Below are 13,571 nucleotides of genomic sequence, written 5' to 3' on the forward strand. Positions count from 1 at the left end.
CCAAGATGGCCAGATACTACGGGTCGCCGCTGGCGGCGGGTATTGTCCTTGAGGACAGGTTTACGCAGTGATTTTGCTGCGCGCGTCGGCGGGTGCGGAAATGCCGTGGACCAGCAGGGCGAGCTGGAGGCGATCGGTGACGCCCAGCTTGTCGAAAACGGCCGACAGGTGCGCCTTGACCGTGCGTTCGGTGATGCCCAGCGCTTCGGCGATCTGGGCGTTGGACTGGCCGCTGGCGGCGTAGCGCGCGACGGTGATTTCGCGCTCGGTGAGCCGGCCGCCGTCCCAGGCGTGCGCGTCCTGCGCACGCTCGGTGACGAGCTTGAGCAGGCGCGACACCAGCGAGCGGCCCATCCAGATGCCGCCGGAGGCGACGACTTCCAGGGCCTGGGCCATCGCGGCGGGCGGCGCATAGCTGTGGCAGTAGCCGTGCGTGCCGGCGCCCAGCGCCTGCGTGCCTTGTTCATCGTTGGGGCTGGCGCTGGCGACCACGACGTGCAGGCCGGCCAGCGTCGGGGTCCAGAACGGATCGTGCCAGGCGGGCAGCTTGGGCACGTCGGCGTCCAGCACCGCCAGCGTACGGCCTTGTTCTCGCCAGCGTTGCAGATCCGCCAGGCCTCGCCCGCGGGCAGCCATCCAGCGCGCCGGGTCAAGCGCGCGCCAGTGCTGCCAGAGCAGGTCGTCGTGCGTAATCAACAGGACGGGAATGGGTTTCATAAGGCCTTGAAGCTCTCCATTAACGTTCGGTGAAGGCGTTGGCCTTCGCCCGCAGAATGGGCTTGAGCAGGTACTGGAGCACCGTGCGCTTGCCTGTCAGGATATGAACCTCTGCCACCATCCCGGGGATGATGGGCAACAGCTTGTCGCCTACCGTGCTGCGGTCCGTGCGCACGCGCACGACGTAGTAGGAGTTGCCTTTCTCGTCGGTCACGGTGTCCGCGCCGATCTGTTCCACGCGGCCTTCCAGGCCCCCGTAGATCGCGAAGTCGTAGGCCGTGAACTTGACCTCGGCCTTCTGGTCCGCGTGCAGGAAACCGATGTCGCGCGGCTGGATGCGCACTTCGAGCAGCAGCGTGTCGTCCTTGGGGACGATTTCGATGATGTCCTTGCCCGGCTGCACCACGCCGCCGACCGTGTTGTTGAACAGGGTCTTGACGGTGCCGCGCACCGGGGCGCGCACTTCGGCCAGCTTGACCCGGTCGACCAGCGCCGCCTTGCCTTCGCGCAGGGTCGCCAGCTTGGTGTTGGTTTCCGAGAGCTCGCTGCGGGCCTGGTTGCGGATGTTCAGCTCGGCTTCCTGGATCTTGCTTTCGGCTTCCTTGATGGACGCCTGGAAGCGGTCGATCTGCGCCTCGGCGCCTTTCTGCTCGCCGCAATAGCGGGCAACGTCGCGCTGCAGGCGCAGCAGATCGACCTCGGACACGGCGCCGCTCTTGAGCAGCGGCCGGGTCACCTGCAGCTCGCGCGAGGTCAGGCCGCAGCTGGCCGAGGCCTGGTCTCGCTTGGCGATGGTTTCGCGCAGGTCTTCCTGGCGCTGCTTGAGCTGTTCGCGGGCCACGTTGACCGTGGCGTTCAGCTCGGTGTTGCGCGCCTGCCAGGCGTTGCGTTCCATTTCGCCCAGGCCGGGCGCCTGTTTCAGCACTTCCTCGGGCGTGACGAAGGGTTCGCCCGTGGCCAGCGCCTTCAGGCGGGCCGCCTTGGCCAGCAACGACAGGTACTCGGCGTTGTTCTCGCCCAGCGACGAGTTGAAACGGGTGGAGTCGATCTTGAGCAGGACCTCGCCGGCCTCGACTTCCTGGCCGGGGCGCACCAGGATCTCTTCGACGATGCCGCCGTCCAGGCTCTGGATGATCTGCACCTGGCGGGACGGCACGACCTTGCCTTCGCCGCGGACCACCTCATCGATGCTGCCAAAGCCTGCCCAGACCAGCAGGCCCATCGTGGCCAGCAGCGACGTCCACAGCAGGATGCGCGAGCCGCGGGCCTGCGACTCGTGGATGACCCATTCGGCATTGCCGATGTAGTCGGACCGCTGGGCGGGCTTGCCCTTCTCGGCGCCGTCCAGCAGGCGGTCGAAGAAGAACACGAAGACGTTGCGCGGCGCGCGCAGCAGGTTGCCAAAGAAACCGTGCTTGGGGGCTCCAGGATTGTTCAGCATGGTCTTCTCAGCTTCCGCGTCCAACGCGTCCTTGACGCAGGGCTTCGACAACCTGTTCCTTCGGACCGTCGGCCACGATATGGCCGTTGTCGATCACGATGAGCCGGTCGACCAGCTCCAGGAGCGCGGTGCGGTGCGTCACCAGCAGGACCGTCTTGGTTGCGCTGGCTTCGCCCAGGCGCTTGCGCAGCTGGGCCTCGCTCTGGTGGTCCATGTTGCTGCTGGGTTCGTCCAGCAGCAGGATGGGCGGATCGTTGATCAGCGCGCGCGCCACGGCCACCGATTGGCGCTGGCCGCCGGAAAGCGATTCGCCGCGCTCGCCGATGATCATGTCAAAACCGTTGGGATGCAGGTTGGCGAATTCGGTCACGCCGGCCGTGTTGGCGGCCGCCAGGATGCTGGCGTCGTCGGCGTAGGGCGCGCCCATCGCCAGGTTGTGCTTCAGGCTGCCGTAAAAGAGCAGGGGATCCTGCGGGACGTGGCCGATGGCACGGCGCACGTCGGCCGGGTCGATCTGGCGGACGTCCACGCCATCGAGCAGCACGGCGCCTTCGGTGGGCTGGTACAGGGCCAGCGCCAGTTTCTCCAGCGTCGTCTTGCCCGAGCCGATGCGCCCGATGATGCCGACCTTCTCGCCGGGCTTGAGCTTGAACGACACCTTCTTGAGCACCGGTTGCGTGCTGCCGGGATACGTGAAGGTCACATCGCGGAATTCCAGGCCGCCGTGGAACACGGGGCGATGCAGGAACTCGGCCTCGGCCGGACGCTCGATCGCCATCTTCATGTAGTTGTCGATGGAGCCCAGCGAGGTGCGGGCATTCTGGTATTGCATCAGCAGGCCGGCGACCTGGCCCAGCGGCGCCAGGCAGCGGCCGGCGATCATGGACGCGGCAATGATGCCGCCCATCGACAGCGCGGATTCCTGCGCCAGGTACACGCCGATAATCACGACGGCGATCGAAACGAGCTGCTGGACGGCTTGCACGAAGCCGACCGTCGACGAGGAAATCAGCTTGAGCTTGCCGCCCGTCTGGGCGATGAACTCCGTGGCGCGTTCCCAGTTGCGCTGGATCGAGCCCTGGGCATTCAGCGTCTTGACGGCTTCCAGGCCGGTCAGCGCTTCGACAAGCGTGGCGTTGCGCTGCGACGAGGCCTGGAACGAGGCCATCGTCAGCGCTTCCATGCGCGCCTGTGCCGCCAGCGACACCAGCAGGATCAGCACGATCGCGACCAGCGGCGGCAGGATCATCCACGGCGAAATCCAGGCCAGGGCGCCCAGGAACAGCAGGATGAAGGGCAGGTCGACCAGCGTGGTGATGGTGGCCGAGGCGATGAAGTCGCGGATGGATTCGAACGAGCGCAGGTTGGCCGCGAATGAACCGACGGACACCGGGCGGCCTTCCAGGCGCAGGTCCAGCACGCGCTCCATGATCTGCGAGGACAGGCGCACGTCGACCCGCTTGCTGGCGCTGTCCACGACATGCGAGCGCGCGGTGCTCAGGATCATGTTGAAGATCACCACCAGCGTGATGCCGATGGCCAGCACCCAAAGCGTTTCGACGGCGTTGTTCGGCACCACGCGGTCGTACACGTTCATGGTGAACAGCGGCATCGCCATCGCGAACACGTTGATCAGCAGCGCCGCGACCAGGGCGTCGCGGTACAGCCGGCGGTTCTCCATGATGGCGGCCCAGAACCAGTGGCGCTCGCGCACCTTGGCCACTTCCGGGGACCGGGCGTCAAACCGGAATTGCGGACGGACAAAGCAGACCAGCCCGCTGTACTGCTCGGCCAGTTCGGCCGGATCCATGTCGATGGAGCTGCCGCCCAGTTCGGGGTGGCTGACCACGAACTTGCCGCCGTCCTTTTTCAGCAGCAGGCAGGCGCGTTCGCCCTTGAGCAGCAGGATGGCGGGCAGCAGGTCCGGCGAGATGTGATCCAGCGAGCGCTTGACCACGCGCGCGGAAAGCTGCGCCCGCGCGGCCGCCCGAGGCAGCAGGGCGGGCGTGAGGCGGTGTTCTTCCAGGGGCAGGCCCGCCGACAGGGCTTGCGCGGTGGCCGCGACGCCGTGCAGGCGGGTGATTTCCACCAGGCAATCGAGCAGCGGGTCGTCGTGCGCGGAGCGGGCGTCCGCGCGCCATTCCCGGGCAGCCAGATCAGATAACTTGTCCATCTTCGTCATCCAACAGGTCAAGGTGTTCCGAGAGGCGCGCACGCTGCTGCTTGCGCTGGGTGAGCTTTTGCTGGGCCTGGATAGGCAGGTCCGTCATACGCAAGGTGCCGTTGGCGATCAACGCGTCGATCAAGTCTTCCAGGACGCGGACAAAGTCCGCGTCCAACTGCGAGAAATCACTGCCCTTGTTGGCCATTGGGCCTCCTTGCTGCCTGCTCCGATCAGGGTCGGGCGGCAGGCGAGTTCACCGGCACCAGCGTCGGGGGAAGGGTGCCTTCGTTGTAGTGCACGCGAACGGGAGCCAGGCGGGCGGTGTCCGGAACGGTCGAATTGCACAGCTTGATCACTTCGTCCGACACTTCCAGCTTGCCGTTTTCCTCGGGCATTTCGTTGCGCGCGGGTTGCAGCGCCAGCGCCGGCAGCAGGGTGTGGGACAGCGCCAGCCAGCGATACTGCGCAAGACGCAGATCATAAATGGCATTGGTCAGCGCACGGCGCGATTCGAACAGTTCATTTTCCGTGTCCAGCAGGTCCAGCAGAGAGCGCTGGCCAATCTGGAACTGTTGCGCGTATGCATCACGCACCTTGGTCGTGGCCACTTCATGGTCACGCAGGAAGGGCAGCTTCTGGCTCAGGCTTGTGATGTTGTTCCAGGCCACGGCCAGGTCCTGCTGCACGTTGCGGCAGGTGTAGTCGCGGATGTCGCGGGCGGCATACGACTGGTTGGCGGTCTGGCGCACGCGGGCGGAGTCGGCGCCGCCGCGGTACAGGTTGTAGCTCATCACGACCTGGACGCTGGAGCTCTGGATGTCGCGGCTTTGCGGGGTCGGGTCATTCTGGTCGCGGCCGGTGTTGGCCACGAACTCGAACTTGGGCGAGAACGCGCCCTTGGACGACTGCACGCCCGCCTGCGCGGCCTGCAGGCTGGCCTGCTTGGACAGGAAGCTGGGATTGCGGCGCAGGGATTCATTGAAGTTGCCCGGGGCCTTGGGCAGCTTGTCGGCGATATCCGGAGCCGGCAGCATCGATTCGGGCGGCAGGGCGCCGGTCACGCGCTGAAAGCGCTGCTGCACGTCCAGCAGGTTGGCCGTTTCGGTCATCAGGTTGGTCTGGGCCAGCGACAGGCGGCCACCGGCCTGCTCCAGGTCGACGCGACGGCCCACGCCGGATTCCGTGCGCTCGCCGATTTGCTTGAGGGTGTTTTCGTGCAGCGAATAGTTCTGGCGGGCCAAAAGCTCCATGTCGCGGTAGCGCTGCAGGTCGATGTAGGCCTGCACGGCGGTGAACGCGGTGTTGTCGCTGGTGGCCAGCACGTCATAGAAGCGGGCCAGCTTGTCGAAACCGGCCTGCTTGACGTCGTTGGTGGTGCGAAAGCCGTCAAAAATCAGTTGACGCAGCTCGACGCTCCAGCCGGGGCGGTTCCAGCTCTGCGAGCCGACGCCGGGCACGTTGTTGCGCCATTCGCGGCCCAGATAACCTTGCGCATTGATCTGCGGAAAGTAGGCGGCGCGCGCGACGGCCTGGCCTTCCAGGGACGCCTGGAAGTCGTGGTACTTGGCCTGGATTTCGGGGTTGCTGAGCAGGGTCTGCTCAACGATCTGATTCAACGTCACTTGCGGCTGCCCGGCCGGTGCGGTGGCAGCGGGCATCGCGGACTGTGCAAAAACGGCAGGGGCAAATGCAAGGGCAAGGACCGAGGTCGTGCTTTTGAGCAAAAACGAAGCCATAGTGATTATTCGCGAGTCAAGTTGAGATTGAATGGCCGCCATGTTGTATGTAAATGTCAGCTTTGGCGAGTCAAGATTTGTTAATTCTTGAGGTTTGTTGCCGGCGGTCCATAAGGTGAATTTCGCGCAACATCTAACTACTTCTTCGAATTTGCACGAACATCGCTCAATCTAAAATCGTTTATTTCTATTAATACGGTTTATTACGCATTATTTCGAAGTGAACGCTTTCAGGGCGTGCGGCGATTATATCTATTTGAGAGTTCTGTATCTATTTTGTTTACCAATTTGTATCGATAGCGATTTTTCCCGGGCATTAATTGGCTATGCAACAAGTCAACACAACTGCAGGATTGGCCCCCGTCGAGTCGGTCAGCGTGGTAGTGGTAGTACTGGTATATCAGGTGTGCTTGTACTAGGTTTGGTGGCTGGGCATAATTCCCTTCATGCCGCAGCAGCCGGCGCGGAAGGGTAGCGTTTTACCCCTCGCGCCAGGCTCGAGCCGGATTGTCTATTTGCAGAGCGCATCCATGGCCCAAACTCTTTACGACAAACTCTGGGACGCCCACATCGTCCACCAGGAATCAGACGGCACCTGTCTGCTCTATATCGACCGCCACCTGCTGCACGAGGTCACCAGCCCGCAGGCGTTCGAGGGGCTGACGCTGGCGGGCCGCAAGCCGTGGCGTACCGGCGCCAACCTGGCGGTGGCCGATCACAACGTGCCCACGATGAATCGCGCGCAGGGCATCGACGATCCCATCTCGCGCCTGCAGGTGGACACGCTGGATGCCAACTGCGGCAAGTACGGCATTACCGAATTCCGCATGAACGATCTGCGCCAGGGCATCGTCCATGTGATCGGACCGGAGCAGGGCGCCACCCTGCCGGGCATGACCGTGGTCTGTGGCGACTCGCACACCAGCACGCACGGCGCGCTGGGCGCGCTGGCCTTCGGCATCGGCACGTCCGAAGTCGAGCACGTGCTGGCCACGCAGACGCTGCTCATGAAGAAAGCCAAGAGCATGCTCATCAAGGTCGATGGCGAACTGCCCTTCGGCTGTACGGCCAAGGACGTGGTGCTGCACATCATCGGCATCATCGGCACGGCCGGCGGCACGGGTCACGCCATTGAATTTGCCGGCAGCACGATTCGCTCGCTGTCCGTCGAAGGCCGCATGACCGTCTGCAACATGGCGATCGAAGCCGGCGCCCGGTCCGGCATGGTGGCGGTCGACGACAAGACCATCGAATACTTCCGTGGCCGTCCGTTTGCGCCCACCGGCGTCGTCTGGGATCAAGCCGTCAAGTACTGGCGCACCCTGCACACCGATGAAGGCGCCAAGTTCGACACCGTGGTCGAAGTCAATGCGCGCGACATCAAGCCGCAGGTCACCTGGGGCACGTCGCCCGAAATGGTGTTGCCCGTGGATTCGCGCGTGCCGGACCCCGACCGCGAAAAAGACGACGTGCGCCGCAGCGGCATGGAGCGCGCGCTGGAATACATGGGCCTGAAGCCCAACACCCCGCTGACCGATATCCGCGTGGATCGCGTGTTCATCGGTTCGTGCACGAACTCGCGCATCGAAGACCTGCGCGCCGCCGCCGTCGTGGCGCGCGGCAAGCGCGTGGCTTCCAATGTGCGCCAGGCGATGGTCGTGCCGGGCTCCGGCCTGGTCAAGCAGCAGGCCGAACGCGAAGGCCTGGACAAGATCTTCATTGAAGCCGGCTTTGAATGGCGCGAACCGGGCTGTTCCATGTGCCTGGCCATGAATGCCGACCGCCTCGAACCCGGCGAACGTTGCGCCTCGACCTCGAACCGCAATTTCGAGGGCCGGCAAGGGCAGGGCGGCCGCACGCACCTGGTCAGCCCGGCCATGGCCGCCGCCGCGGCCGTCGCCGGCCATTTCGTCGACGTTCGCACGTTCCGATAAGCGTCAAGCACCGAGTAGACAACATGCAAGCATTTACCACTCATGAAGGCCTGGTGGCGCCGCTCGACCGCGAAAACGTCGACACGGACCTCATCATCCCCAAGCAGTTCCTCAAGTCCATCCAGCGCACGGGCTTCGGGCCCAACCTGTTCGACGAGCTCCGTTACCTGGACCACGGCGAACCGGGCATGGACAACAGCAAGCGCCCGCTCAATCCGGACTTCGTGCTGAACCAGCCGCGCTACCAGGGCGCCTCGGTCCTGCTGGCCCGCAAGAACTTCGGCTGCGGCTCCAGCCGCGAGCACGCGCCCTGGGCGCTGACGCAGTTCGGTTTCCGCGCCATCATCGCGCCGTCCTACGCCGACATCTTCTTCAACAACAGCTTCAAGAACGGCCTCTTGCCGATCGTGCTGTCCGAACTGGAAGTGGCGCGCCTTTTCGACGAAGTGAAGGCGTTTCCGGGCTACAAGCTGAACATCGATCTGGACCGCCAGGTCGTGATCGCCGCGGATGGCCGCGCGATGGGCTTTGACATCGAACCCTTCCGCAAATACTGCCTGCTGAACGGCCTGGACGACATCGGTCTGACGCTGCGCCACGCCGACAAGATCCGCGCCTTCGAAGCCGAGCGCCTGGCCCGCCATCCGTGGCTCGAAAGCCGCCCCATCGCCTGATCAAACCATCGAACACAGGATCGTTATTCAATGACCCACAACATCGCAGTCCTGCCGGGTGACGGCATCGGCCCGGAAATCGTCGAACAGGCCGTGCGCGTCCTGAAGGCGCTGGATGTGCCCTTCGACATCAAACAGGCGCCGGTCGGCGGCGCTGCTTTTGACCAGTTCGAACATCCGCTGCCGCCCGCCACGCTGAACCTGGCCAAGGAATCGCACGCCGTGCTGTTCGGCGCGGTCGGCGACTGGAAGTACGACAGCCTGCCGCGCGAATTCCGTCCGGAACAGGCGATCCTGGGCCTGCGAAAGGCGCTGGGCCTGTTCGCGAATCTGCGTCCGGCCATCCTGTACCCGGAACTGGCCAGCGCCTCGTCGCTCAAGCCGGAGATCGTGTCGGGCCTGGACATCCTGATCATCCGCGAACTGACCGGCGACATTTATTTCGGCACGCCGCGCGGCGTGCGCTCGTCGCCGGACGGCGCCTTCACTGGCGAACGCGAAGGCTACGACACGATGCGCTACGCGGAATCCGAAGTGCGCCGCATCGCGCGCATCGGCTTCGAATCGGCGCAAAAGCGCAACAAGAAGCTGTGCAGCGTGGACAAGGCCAACGTGCTCGAGACCTCGCAGTTCTGGCGCGACATCGTCATCGAAGTGGCGCGCGAGTATCCGGACGTCGAGCTGTCGCACATGTATGTCGACAATGCGGCCATGCAACTGGTGCGCAACCCCCGCCAGTTCGACGTCATCGTCACCGGCAACCTGTTTGGCGACATCCTGTCCGACGAAGCGGCGATGCTGACCGGCTCCATCGGCATGCTGCCCTCGGCGTCCCTGAACGCCAGCGGCCAAGGCCTGTACGAGCCCAGCCACGGTTCGGCGCCCGACATCGCGGGGCAGGGCATTGCCAATCCGCTGGCGACGATCCTGTCGGCCGCCATGCTGCTGCGCTACTCGCTGAACCTCGCGCCGCAGGCGGACCGCATCGAGGCGGCCGTGCGCAGCGTGCTGGCCAGCGGCCTGCGCACTGCGGACATCTTCGAACCGGGCACGACGAAGGTCACGACCGCCGGCATGGGCGACGCGGTCTTGAAGGCGCTTGCCTGATGAGGCAAGGGGCCGCGTCCTGATCGCGGTCTCTTTATATATAGCGAGGCCGCCCCGCGGGCGGCCTCGCTTGTTTTGCCAGTGCAAGACGCCGTGTTGCCAGCGCGCGCCGAAAGTCTCGCGTTGCGCTTGCGGCCCCGTTTTTTTCTAGCTGCATCGCAACATCCCTGCGTGCATTCTGATAAATTGTTGAATTGCAGGATTTTTCCCTCCTTACCTTGTCACCCCCTTTAAAGAGCGATTGAAATGAATCAAGCAGTAGGCCTTGTCGGCTGGCGCGGTATGGTCGGCTCGGTGCTCATGCAACGCATGCGCGACGAGAACGACTTCGCACTGATCGAACCGGTGTTTTTCTCCACCAGCAACGCTGGCGGCGCCGCCCCCACTTGGGCGACTGGCGCAGGCCCGCTGCAAGACGCCTACAACATTGACGCTCTGAAAAAACTGCCGATCATCGTGACGGCGCAAGGCGGCGACTACACCTCCGAGGTCTATCCCAAGCTGCGCGGCGCGGGCTGGAACGGCATCTGGATCGACGCGGCCAGCACCCTGCGCATGGCCGACGACGCCATCATCGTGCTGGACCCGGTCAACCGCCCGGTGATCGACGCGGCGCTGAAGCGCGGCGTGCGCAACTTCATCGGCGGCAACTGCACGGTCAGCTGCATGCTGATGGGCCTGGCGGGTCTGTTCAACAACGATCTGGTCGAATGGATGACCTCCATGACGTACCAGGCCGCGTCGGGCGGCGGCGCGCAGCACATGCGTGAACTGCTGACCCAGTTCGGCGAGATCAACCAGTCGGTCAAGTCCCTGCTGGACGACCCGGCCTCGGCCATCCTGGAAATCGACCGCGGCGTGCTGGCCAAGCAGAAGGACGACGCGCTGCCCCACGAACACTTTGGCGTGCCGCTGGGCGGCAACCTGATTCCCTGGATCGACAAGGACCTGGGCAACGGGATGTCCAAGGAAGAGTGGAAGGGCGAAGTCGAAACCAACAAGATCCTGGGCCGCGGCGCCGCCTTCGGCACGCCTGTCACCCCGATCGACGGCCTGTGCGTGCGCATCGGCGCCATGCGCTGCCACAGCCAGGCACTGACCATCAAGCTCAAGCGCGATGTGCCGCTGGACGAGATCGAAGCGCTCATCGCCCAGGGCACGCAGTGGGCCAAGGTCGTTCCCAACACCAAGGAAGCCACCGTTTCGGCGCTGACCCCCGTGGCCGTCACCGGCACGCTGGACATCCCGGTGGGCCGCCTGCGCAAGCTCTCGATGGGCTCGCAGTATCTGGGCGCATTCACGGTTGGCGACCAACTGCTGTGGGGCGCGGCCGAGCCGCTGCGCCGCATGCTGCGCATCGCGCTGAACGAAGCCTGATGTCGTGCAGGGCGGCTTTTCTGGCCGCCCGCCACGCGCAAGAGGCAGTCAGGGCACCTTCGGGTGCCCTTCTTTTTTTGGCGCGCGGCTGGATTGCCCAGCCCGCGAAGATGCACCATCGTGGCGCAGTCCGGCCAAGCCCGGCGGGCGACTCGTACGCCAACAAGCGCCGCCCGTGCCCGCAAGCCAACGTGCGCGCCCCTTTCAGGTTTGTGAAATGCGCTTGATCCATTACACTTTTCGGGTGAATTGAGGCCCTTTTTTGCGCGGCAAATGGCGCGAATGGGTCCAGGCCCGTAATTCGATTACAAGAACGGAATTCCAGCTTATGACCCAGCGTTCGCGCCAAGTGAAGCATGCCCGCCGTTTGAAAGCCCTTCAGTGGGCCATTGCGCTGGCGATCGGTTCAAGCGTGTGCGGTTCGGCGCTGGCCATGCGCGTCGGGCATTCGCGCGTCGTTTCTGTGCCGGGCGCGCCGTTGCAAGCCACCGTGGGTCTGCAGGAATTGACGCCCGAAGAGATCAGTTCGCTCAAGGTTTCCATCGCCGATGAAGCCGCGTGGCAGCGCGCGGGCGTCAAGCCGCCGGTGCCGCTTGCCAGCATGGTGGTCCGCGTCGAAGACGGAATGGATCCGACGCGCAAGAATTTGCGGGTGCGGTCCACGCAGGCGCCTGCGGGCGGCGCGGTGGATCTGCTGCTGGACATCAACTCCAGTTCGGGTCAGCGCCAAGTGCAGGTCAGCATCCTGGTGCCGCTGCGCGGCACGGGCGCCGACGTTACACCCGCCGCCGTGGGCGGGGCCGCCCGCGCGGGCGGCACCTCGGGCTCGGTCACGGTGAAGTCGGGCGACTATCTTTTTGCCATCGCCCAGCGCAACGCGGTGCCGAACGCCTCGGTCTACCAGATGCTGGTGGCGCTGTGGCGCGCCAATCCGCAGGCCTTCATTCAGAACAACATGAATCTGGTGCGGGCCGGCCAGACACTCAAGATCCCGGATGCCGCCACGGTGCGCGCCATCGATCCGGCCGAAGCCCGCCGCATCTTCAATGAGCACGCCGAGGCCTATGCCAAATACCGCGGCCGCGTGGGCGCGGCGGCGGGATCGAACCCGTCGGTGGTCAAGGGTCAGGACGCAGCATCGGGCACGGTCGCCCCGCCGGCCGACACCGGTGTGGCAACCGCCGCGCCGACACAGGACCGCGTGCGCCTGTCGACCGGTCAGGCTCAGGACAGCGCAGCCGCGCAGGCCGAAGCCCAGGCAGACGCCAAGACGTCTGCCGACCGGGCCTTGGCCGACGCGCAAGGGCGAGTCGCCCAACTGCAAAGCAATGTCGACGAACTGACCAAGGCCGTCGCGCAGCAATCGGGCGCGGCCGGCACAGGCGCGGCTGGTACGGGCACGGCCGGCGCTGGTGCGGCAGGCACTGGCGCGGCAGGTATGGCGGGCGCAGCAGGTACGCCCGGTGCGGCAGGCGCGCCCGGTGCAGCAGGTACTCCTGGTGCAGCAGGCGCTTCCGGTGCGGCAGGCGCTTCCGGTGCGGCAGGCGCTTCCGGTGCGGCAGGCGCTTCCGGTGCGGCAGGCGCTCCCGGTACGGCAGGCGGTCCCGGTGCGGCAGGCACCCCTGGCGCGGCAGGCGCTTCCGGTGCAGCAGGCGCTTCCGGTGCGGCAGGCGCTCCCGGTGCTGCAGGCACTCCCGGTGCAGCAGGCGCTTCCGGTGCAGCAGGCGCTCCCGGTGCAGCAGGCACTCCCGGTGCAGCAGGCGCTTCCGGTGCAGCAGGCGCTCCCGGTGCAGCAGGCACTCCCGGCGCTGCTGGCGCTCCCGGCGCAGCAGGCACTTCGGGTGCAGCAGGCACTTCCGGCACAGCAGGCAGTCCCGGCACAGCCGGCGCTCCCGGCACAGCTGGCGCTCCCGGCACAGCCGCCACTCCCGGCACAGCAGGCACTCCCGGCGCAGCGGGTTCTCCCGGCGCAGCGGGTTCTCCCGGTGCAATGGGTACGCCCGGCACCGCAAGCACTTCGGGCGCGGCAAGCACACCGGGCGCCGCGACGACCACGTCGAACGCCACAGGCGCGTCGAACGCCACCACCTCCCCAGGCGCCGCAGGCTCGGCGCCCGCCGATGCCGCCAAGCCCATCGGCACGCTGCCGGACAAGACCGTGCAAACGGGGATGCCTGGCTGGCTGGCCGACAATCTTCTCGTGATCGTTACCGCGGTGCTGGCGCTCGTCGCCTTCGCCATCGCGTGGCTGTTGCGCCGGGCCGGGGCGCGGCGTGACGACGATGACGAAGAAAGCTACACGTACAACGAGCCGGCGCTGGATACGGCAGCGCTGAACCGCAAGCTCGACACCATCAATCTCGACCTGGACGTACCGCCCACGGACGAACCGCGCCGTATCGGCGGTCCTCGGGTTTGAAG

10 protein-coding genes are annotated in these 13,571 nt (G+C 65.5%); 5 read left to right on the forward strand and 5 right to left on the reverse strand.

Annotated features, from left to right (window positions below; genetic code table 11):
- Positions 1-60: 60 nt before the first annotated feature.
- Genes V6V88_RS09035 through V6V88_RS09055 form a run of 5 tightly spaced genes read right to left on the reverse strand, consistent with a single transcriptional unit; the run spans position 61 to position 6,058 of the window.
- Positions 61-717: a response regulator transcription factor gene (locus V6V88_RS09035; protein WP_280003753.1), complete on the reverse strand. Its 657-nt coding sequence runs from the start codon at positions 715-717 to the stop codon at positions 61-63.
- 19 nt (positions 718-736) lie between these two features.
- The gene (locus V6V88_RS09040) at positions 737-2,158 is read right to left on the reverse strand and encodes an HlyD family type I secretion periplasmic adaptor subunit (RefSeq protein WP_056318595.1); all 1,422 of its coding nucleotides are present in this window, start codon (positions 2,156-2,158) and stop codon (positions 737-739) included.
- A gap of 7 nt (positions 2,159-2,165) precedes the next feature.
- Positions 2,166-4,340, reverse strand: coding sequence for a type I secretion system permease/ATPase (locus V6V88_RS09045; RefSeq protein WP_142049629.1), 2,175 nt, complete (start codon positions 4,338-4,340; stop codon positions 2,166-2,168).
- Positions 4,315-4,527 (reverse strand): hypothetical protein, encoded by a 213-nt coding sequence (locus V6V88_RS09050; protein WP_056315801.1) that lies wholly within the window; start codon positions 4,525-4,527, stop codon positions 4,315-4,317. The genes V6V88_RS09045 and V6V88_RS09050 overlap by 26 nt, the downstream gene beginning before the upstream one ends.
- A gap of 25 nt (positions 4,528-4,552) precedes the next feature.
- Positions 4,553-6,058 carry a TolC family outer membrane protein gene (locus tag V6V88_RS09055; protein WP_223575070.1) on the reverse strand — a complete coding sequence of 502 codons (1,506 nt, stop codon included), beginning with the start codon at positions 6,056-6,058 and terminating at the stop codon, positions 4,553-4,555.
- Positions 6,059-6,588: 530 nt separating this feature from the next.
- Here V6V88_RS09055 and leuC point away from each other — a divergent pair.
- From leuC to V6V88_RS09080, 5 genes are all read left to right on the forward strand, one after another.
- Positions 6,589-7,992 (forward strand): 3-isopropylmalate dehydratase large subunit, encoded by a 1,404-nt coding sequence (gene leuC, locus V6V88_RS09060; RefSeq protein WP_056315809.1) that lies wholly within the window; start codon positions 6,589-6,591, stop codon positions 7,990-7,992.
- A 23-nt stretch (positions 7,993-8,015) separates the two neighbouring features.
- Positions 8,016-8,666 carry a 3-isopropylmalate dehydratase small subunit gene (leuD, locus tag V6V88_RS09065; protein ID WP_056315812.1) on the forward strand — a complete coding sequence of 217 codons (651 nt, stop codon included), beginning with the start codon at positions 8,016-8,018 and terminating at the stop codon, positions 8,664-8,666.
- 30 nt (positions 8,667-8,696) lie between these two features.
- On the forward strand, positions 8,697-9,773 hold the full coding sequence (gene leuB, locus V6V88_RS09070; RefSeq protein WP_056315814.1) for a 3-isopropylmalate dehydrogenase: 1,077 nt from the start codon (positions 8,697-8,699) through the stop codon (positions 9,771-9,773).
- Between the two features lie 246 nt (positions 9,774-10,019).
- The gene (gene asd, locus V6V88_RS09075; protein ID WP_056315817.1) at positions 10,020-11,150 is read left to right on the forward strand and encodes an aspartate-semialdehyde dehydrogenase; all 1,131 of its coding nucleotides are present in this window, start codon (positions 10,020-10,022) and stop codon (positions 11,148-11,150) included.
- 328 nt (positions 11,151-11,478) lie between these two features.
- Positions 11,479-13,569 carry a FimV/HubP family polar landmark protein gene (locus V6V88_RS09080; RefSeq protein ID WP_280003754.1) on the forward strand — a complete coding sequence of 697 codons (2,091 nt, stop codon included), beginning with the start codon at positions 11,479-11,481 and terminating at the stop codon, positions 13,567-13,569.
- Positions 13,570-13,571 lie beyond the last annotated feature (2 nt).

The organism is Achromobacter sp. E1 (assembly GCF_037039475.1).
GTDB lineage: Bacteria > Pseudomonadota > Gammaproteobacteria > Burkholderiales > Burkholderiaceae_B > Achromobacter > Achromobacter mucicolens.

Bases quoted from the DNA above. Each gene is read 5' to 3' on its own strand.
- V6V88_RS09035 (WP_280003753.1), bottom strand. From the start codon at position 717: ATGAAACCCATTCCCGTCCTGTTGATTACGCACGACGACCTGCTCTGG.
- V6V88_RS09040 (WP_056318595.1), bottom strand. From the start codon at position 2,158: ATGCTGAACAATCCTGGAGCCCCCAAGCACGGTTTCTTTGGCAACCTG.
- V6V88_RS09045 (WP_142049629.1), bottom strand. From the start codon at position 4,340: ATGACGAAGATGGACAAGTTATCTGATCTGGCTGCCCGGGAATGGCGC.
- V6V88_RS09050 (WP_056315801.1), bottom strand. From the start codon at position 4,527: ATGGCCAACAAGGGCAGTGATTTCTCGCAGTTGGACGCGGACTTTGTC.
- V6V88_RS09055 (WP_223575070.1), bottom strand. From the start codon at position 6,058: ATGGCTTCGTTTTTGCTCAAAAGCACGACCTCGGTCCTTGCCCTTGCA.
- leuC (WP_056315809.1), top strand. From the start codon at position 6,589: ATGGCCCAAACTCTTTACGACAAACTCTGGGACGCCCACATCGTCCAC.
- leuD (WP_056315812.1), top strand. From the start codon at position 8,016: ATGCAAGCATTTACCACTCATGAAGGCCTGGTGGCGCCGCTCGACCGC.
- leuB (WP_056315814.1), top strand. From the start codon at position 8,697: ATGACCCACAACATCGCAGTCCTGCCGGGTGACGGCATCGGCCCGGAA.
- asd (WP_056315817.1), top strand. From the start codon at position 10,020: ATGAATCAAGCAGTAGGCCTTGTCGGCTGGCGCGGTATGGTCGGCTCG.
- V6V88_RS09080 (WP_280003754.1), top strand. From the start codon at position 11,479: ATGACCCAGCGTTCGCGCCAAGTGAAGCATGCCCGCCGTTTGAAAGCC.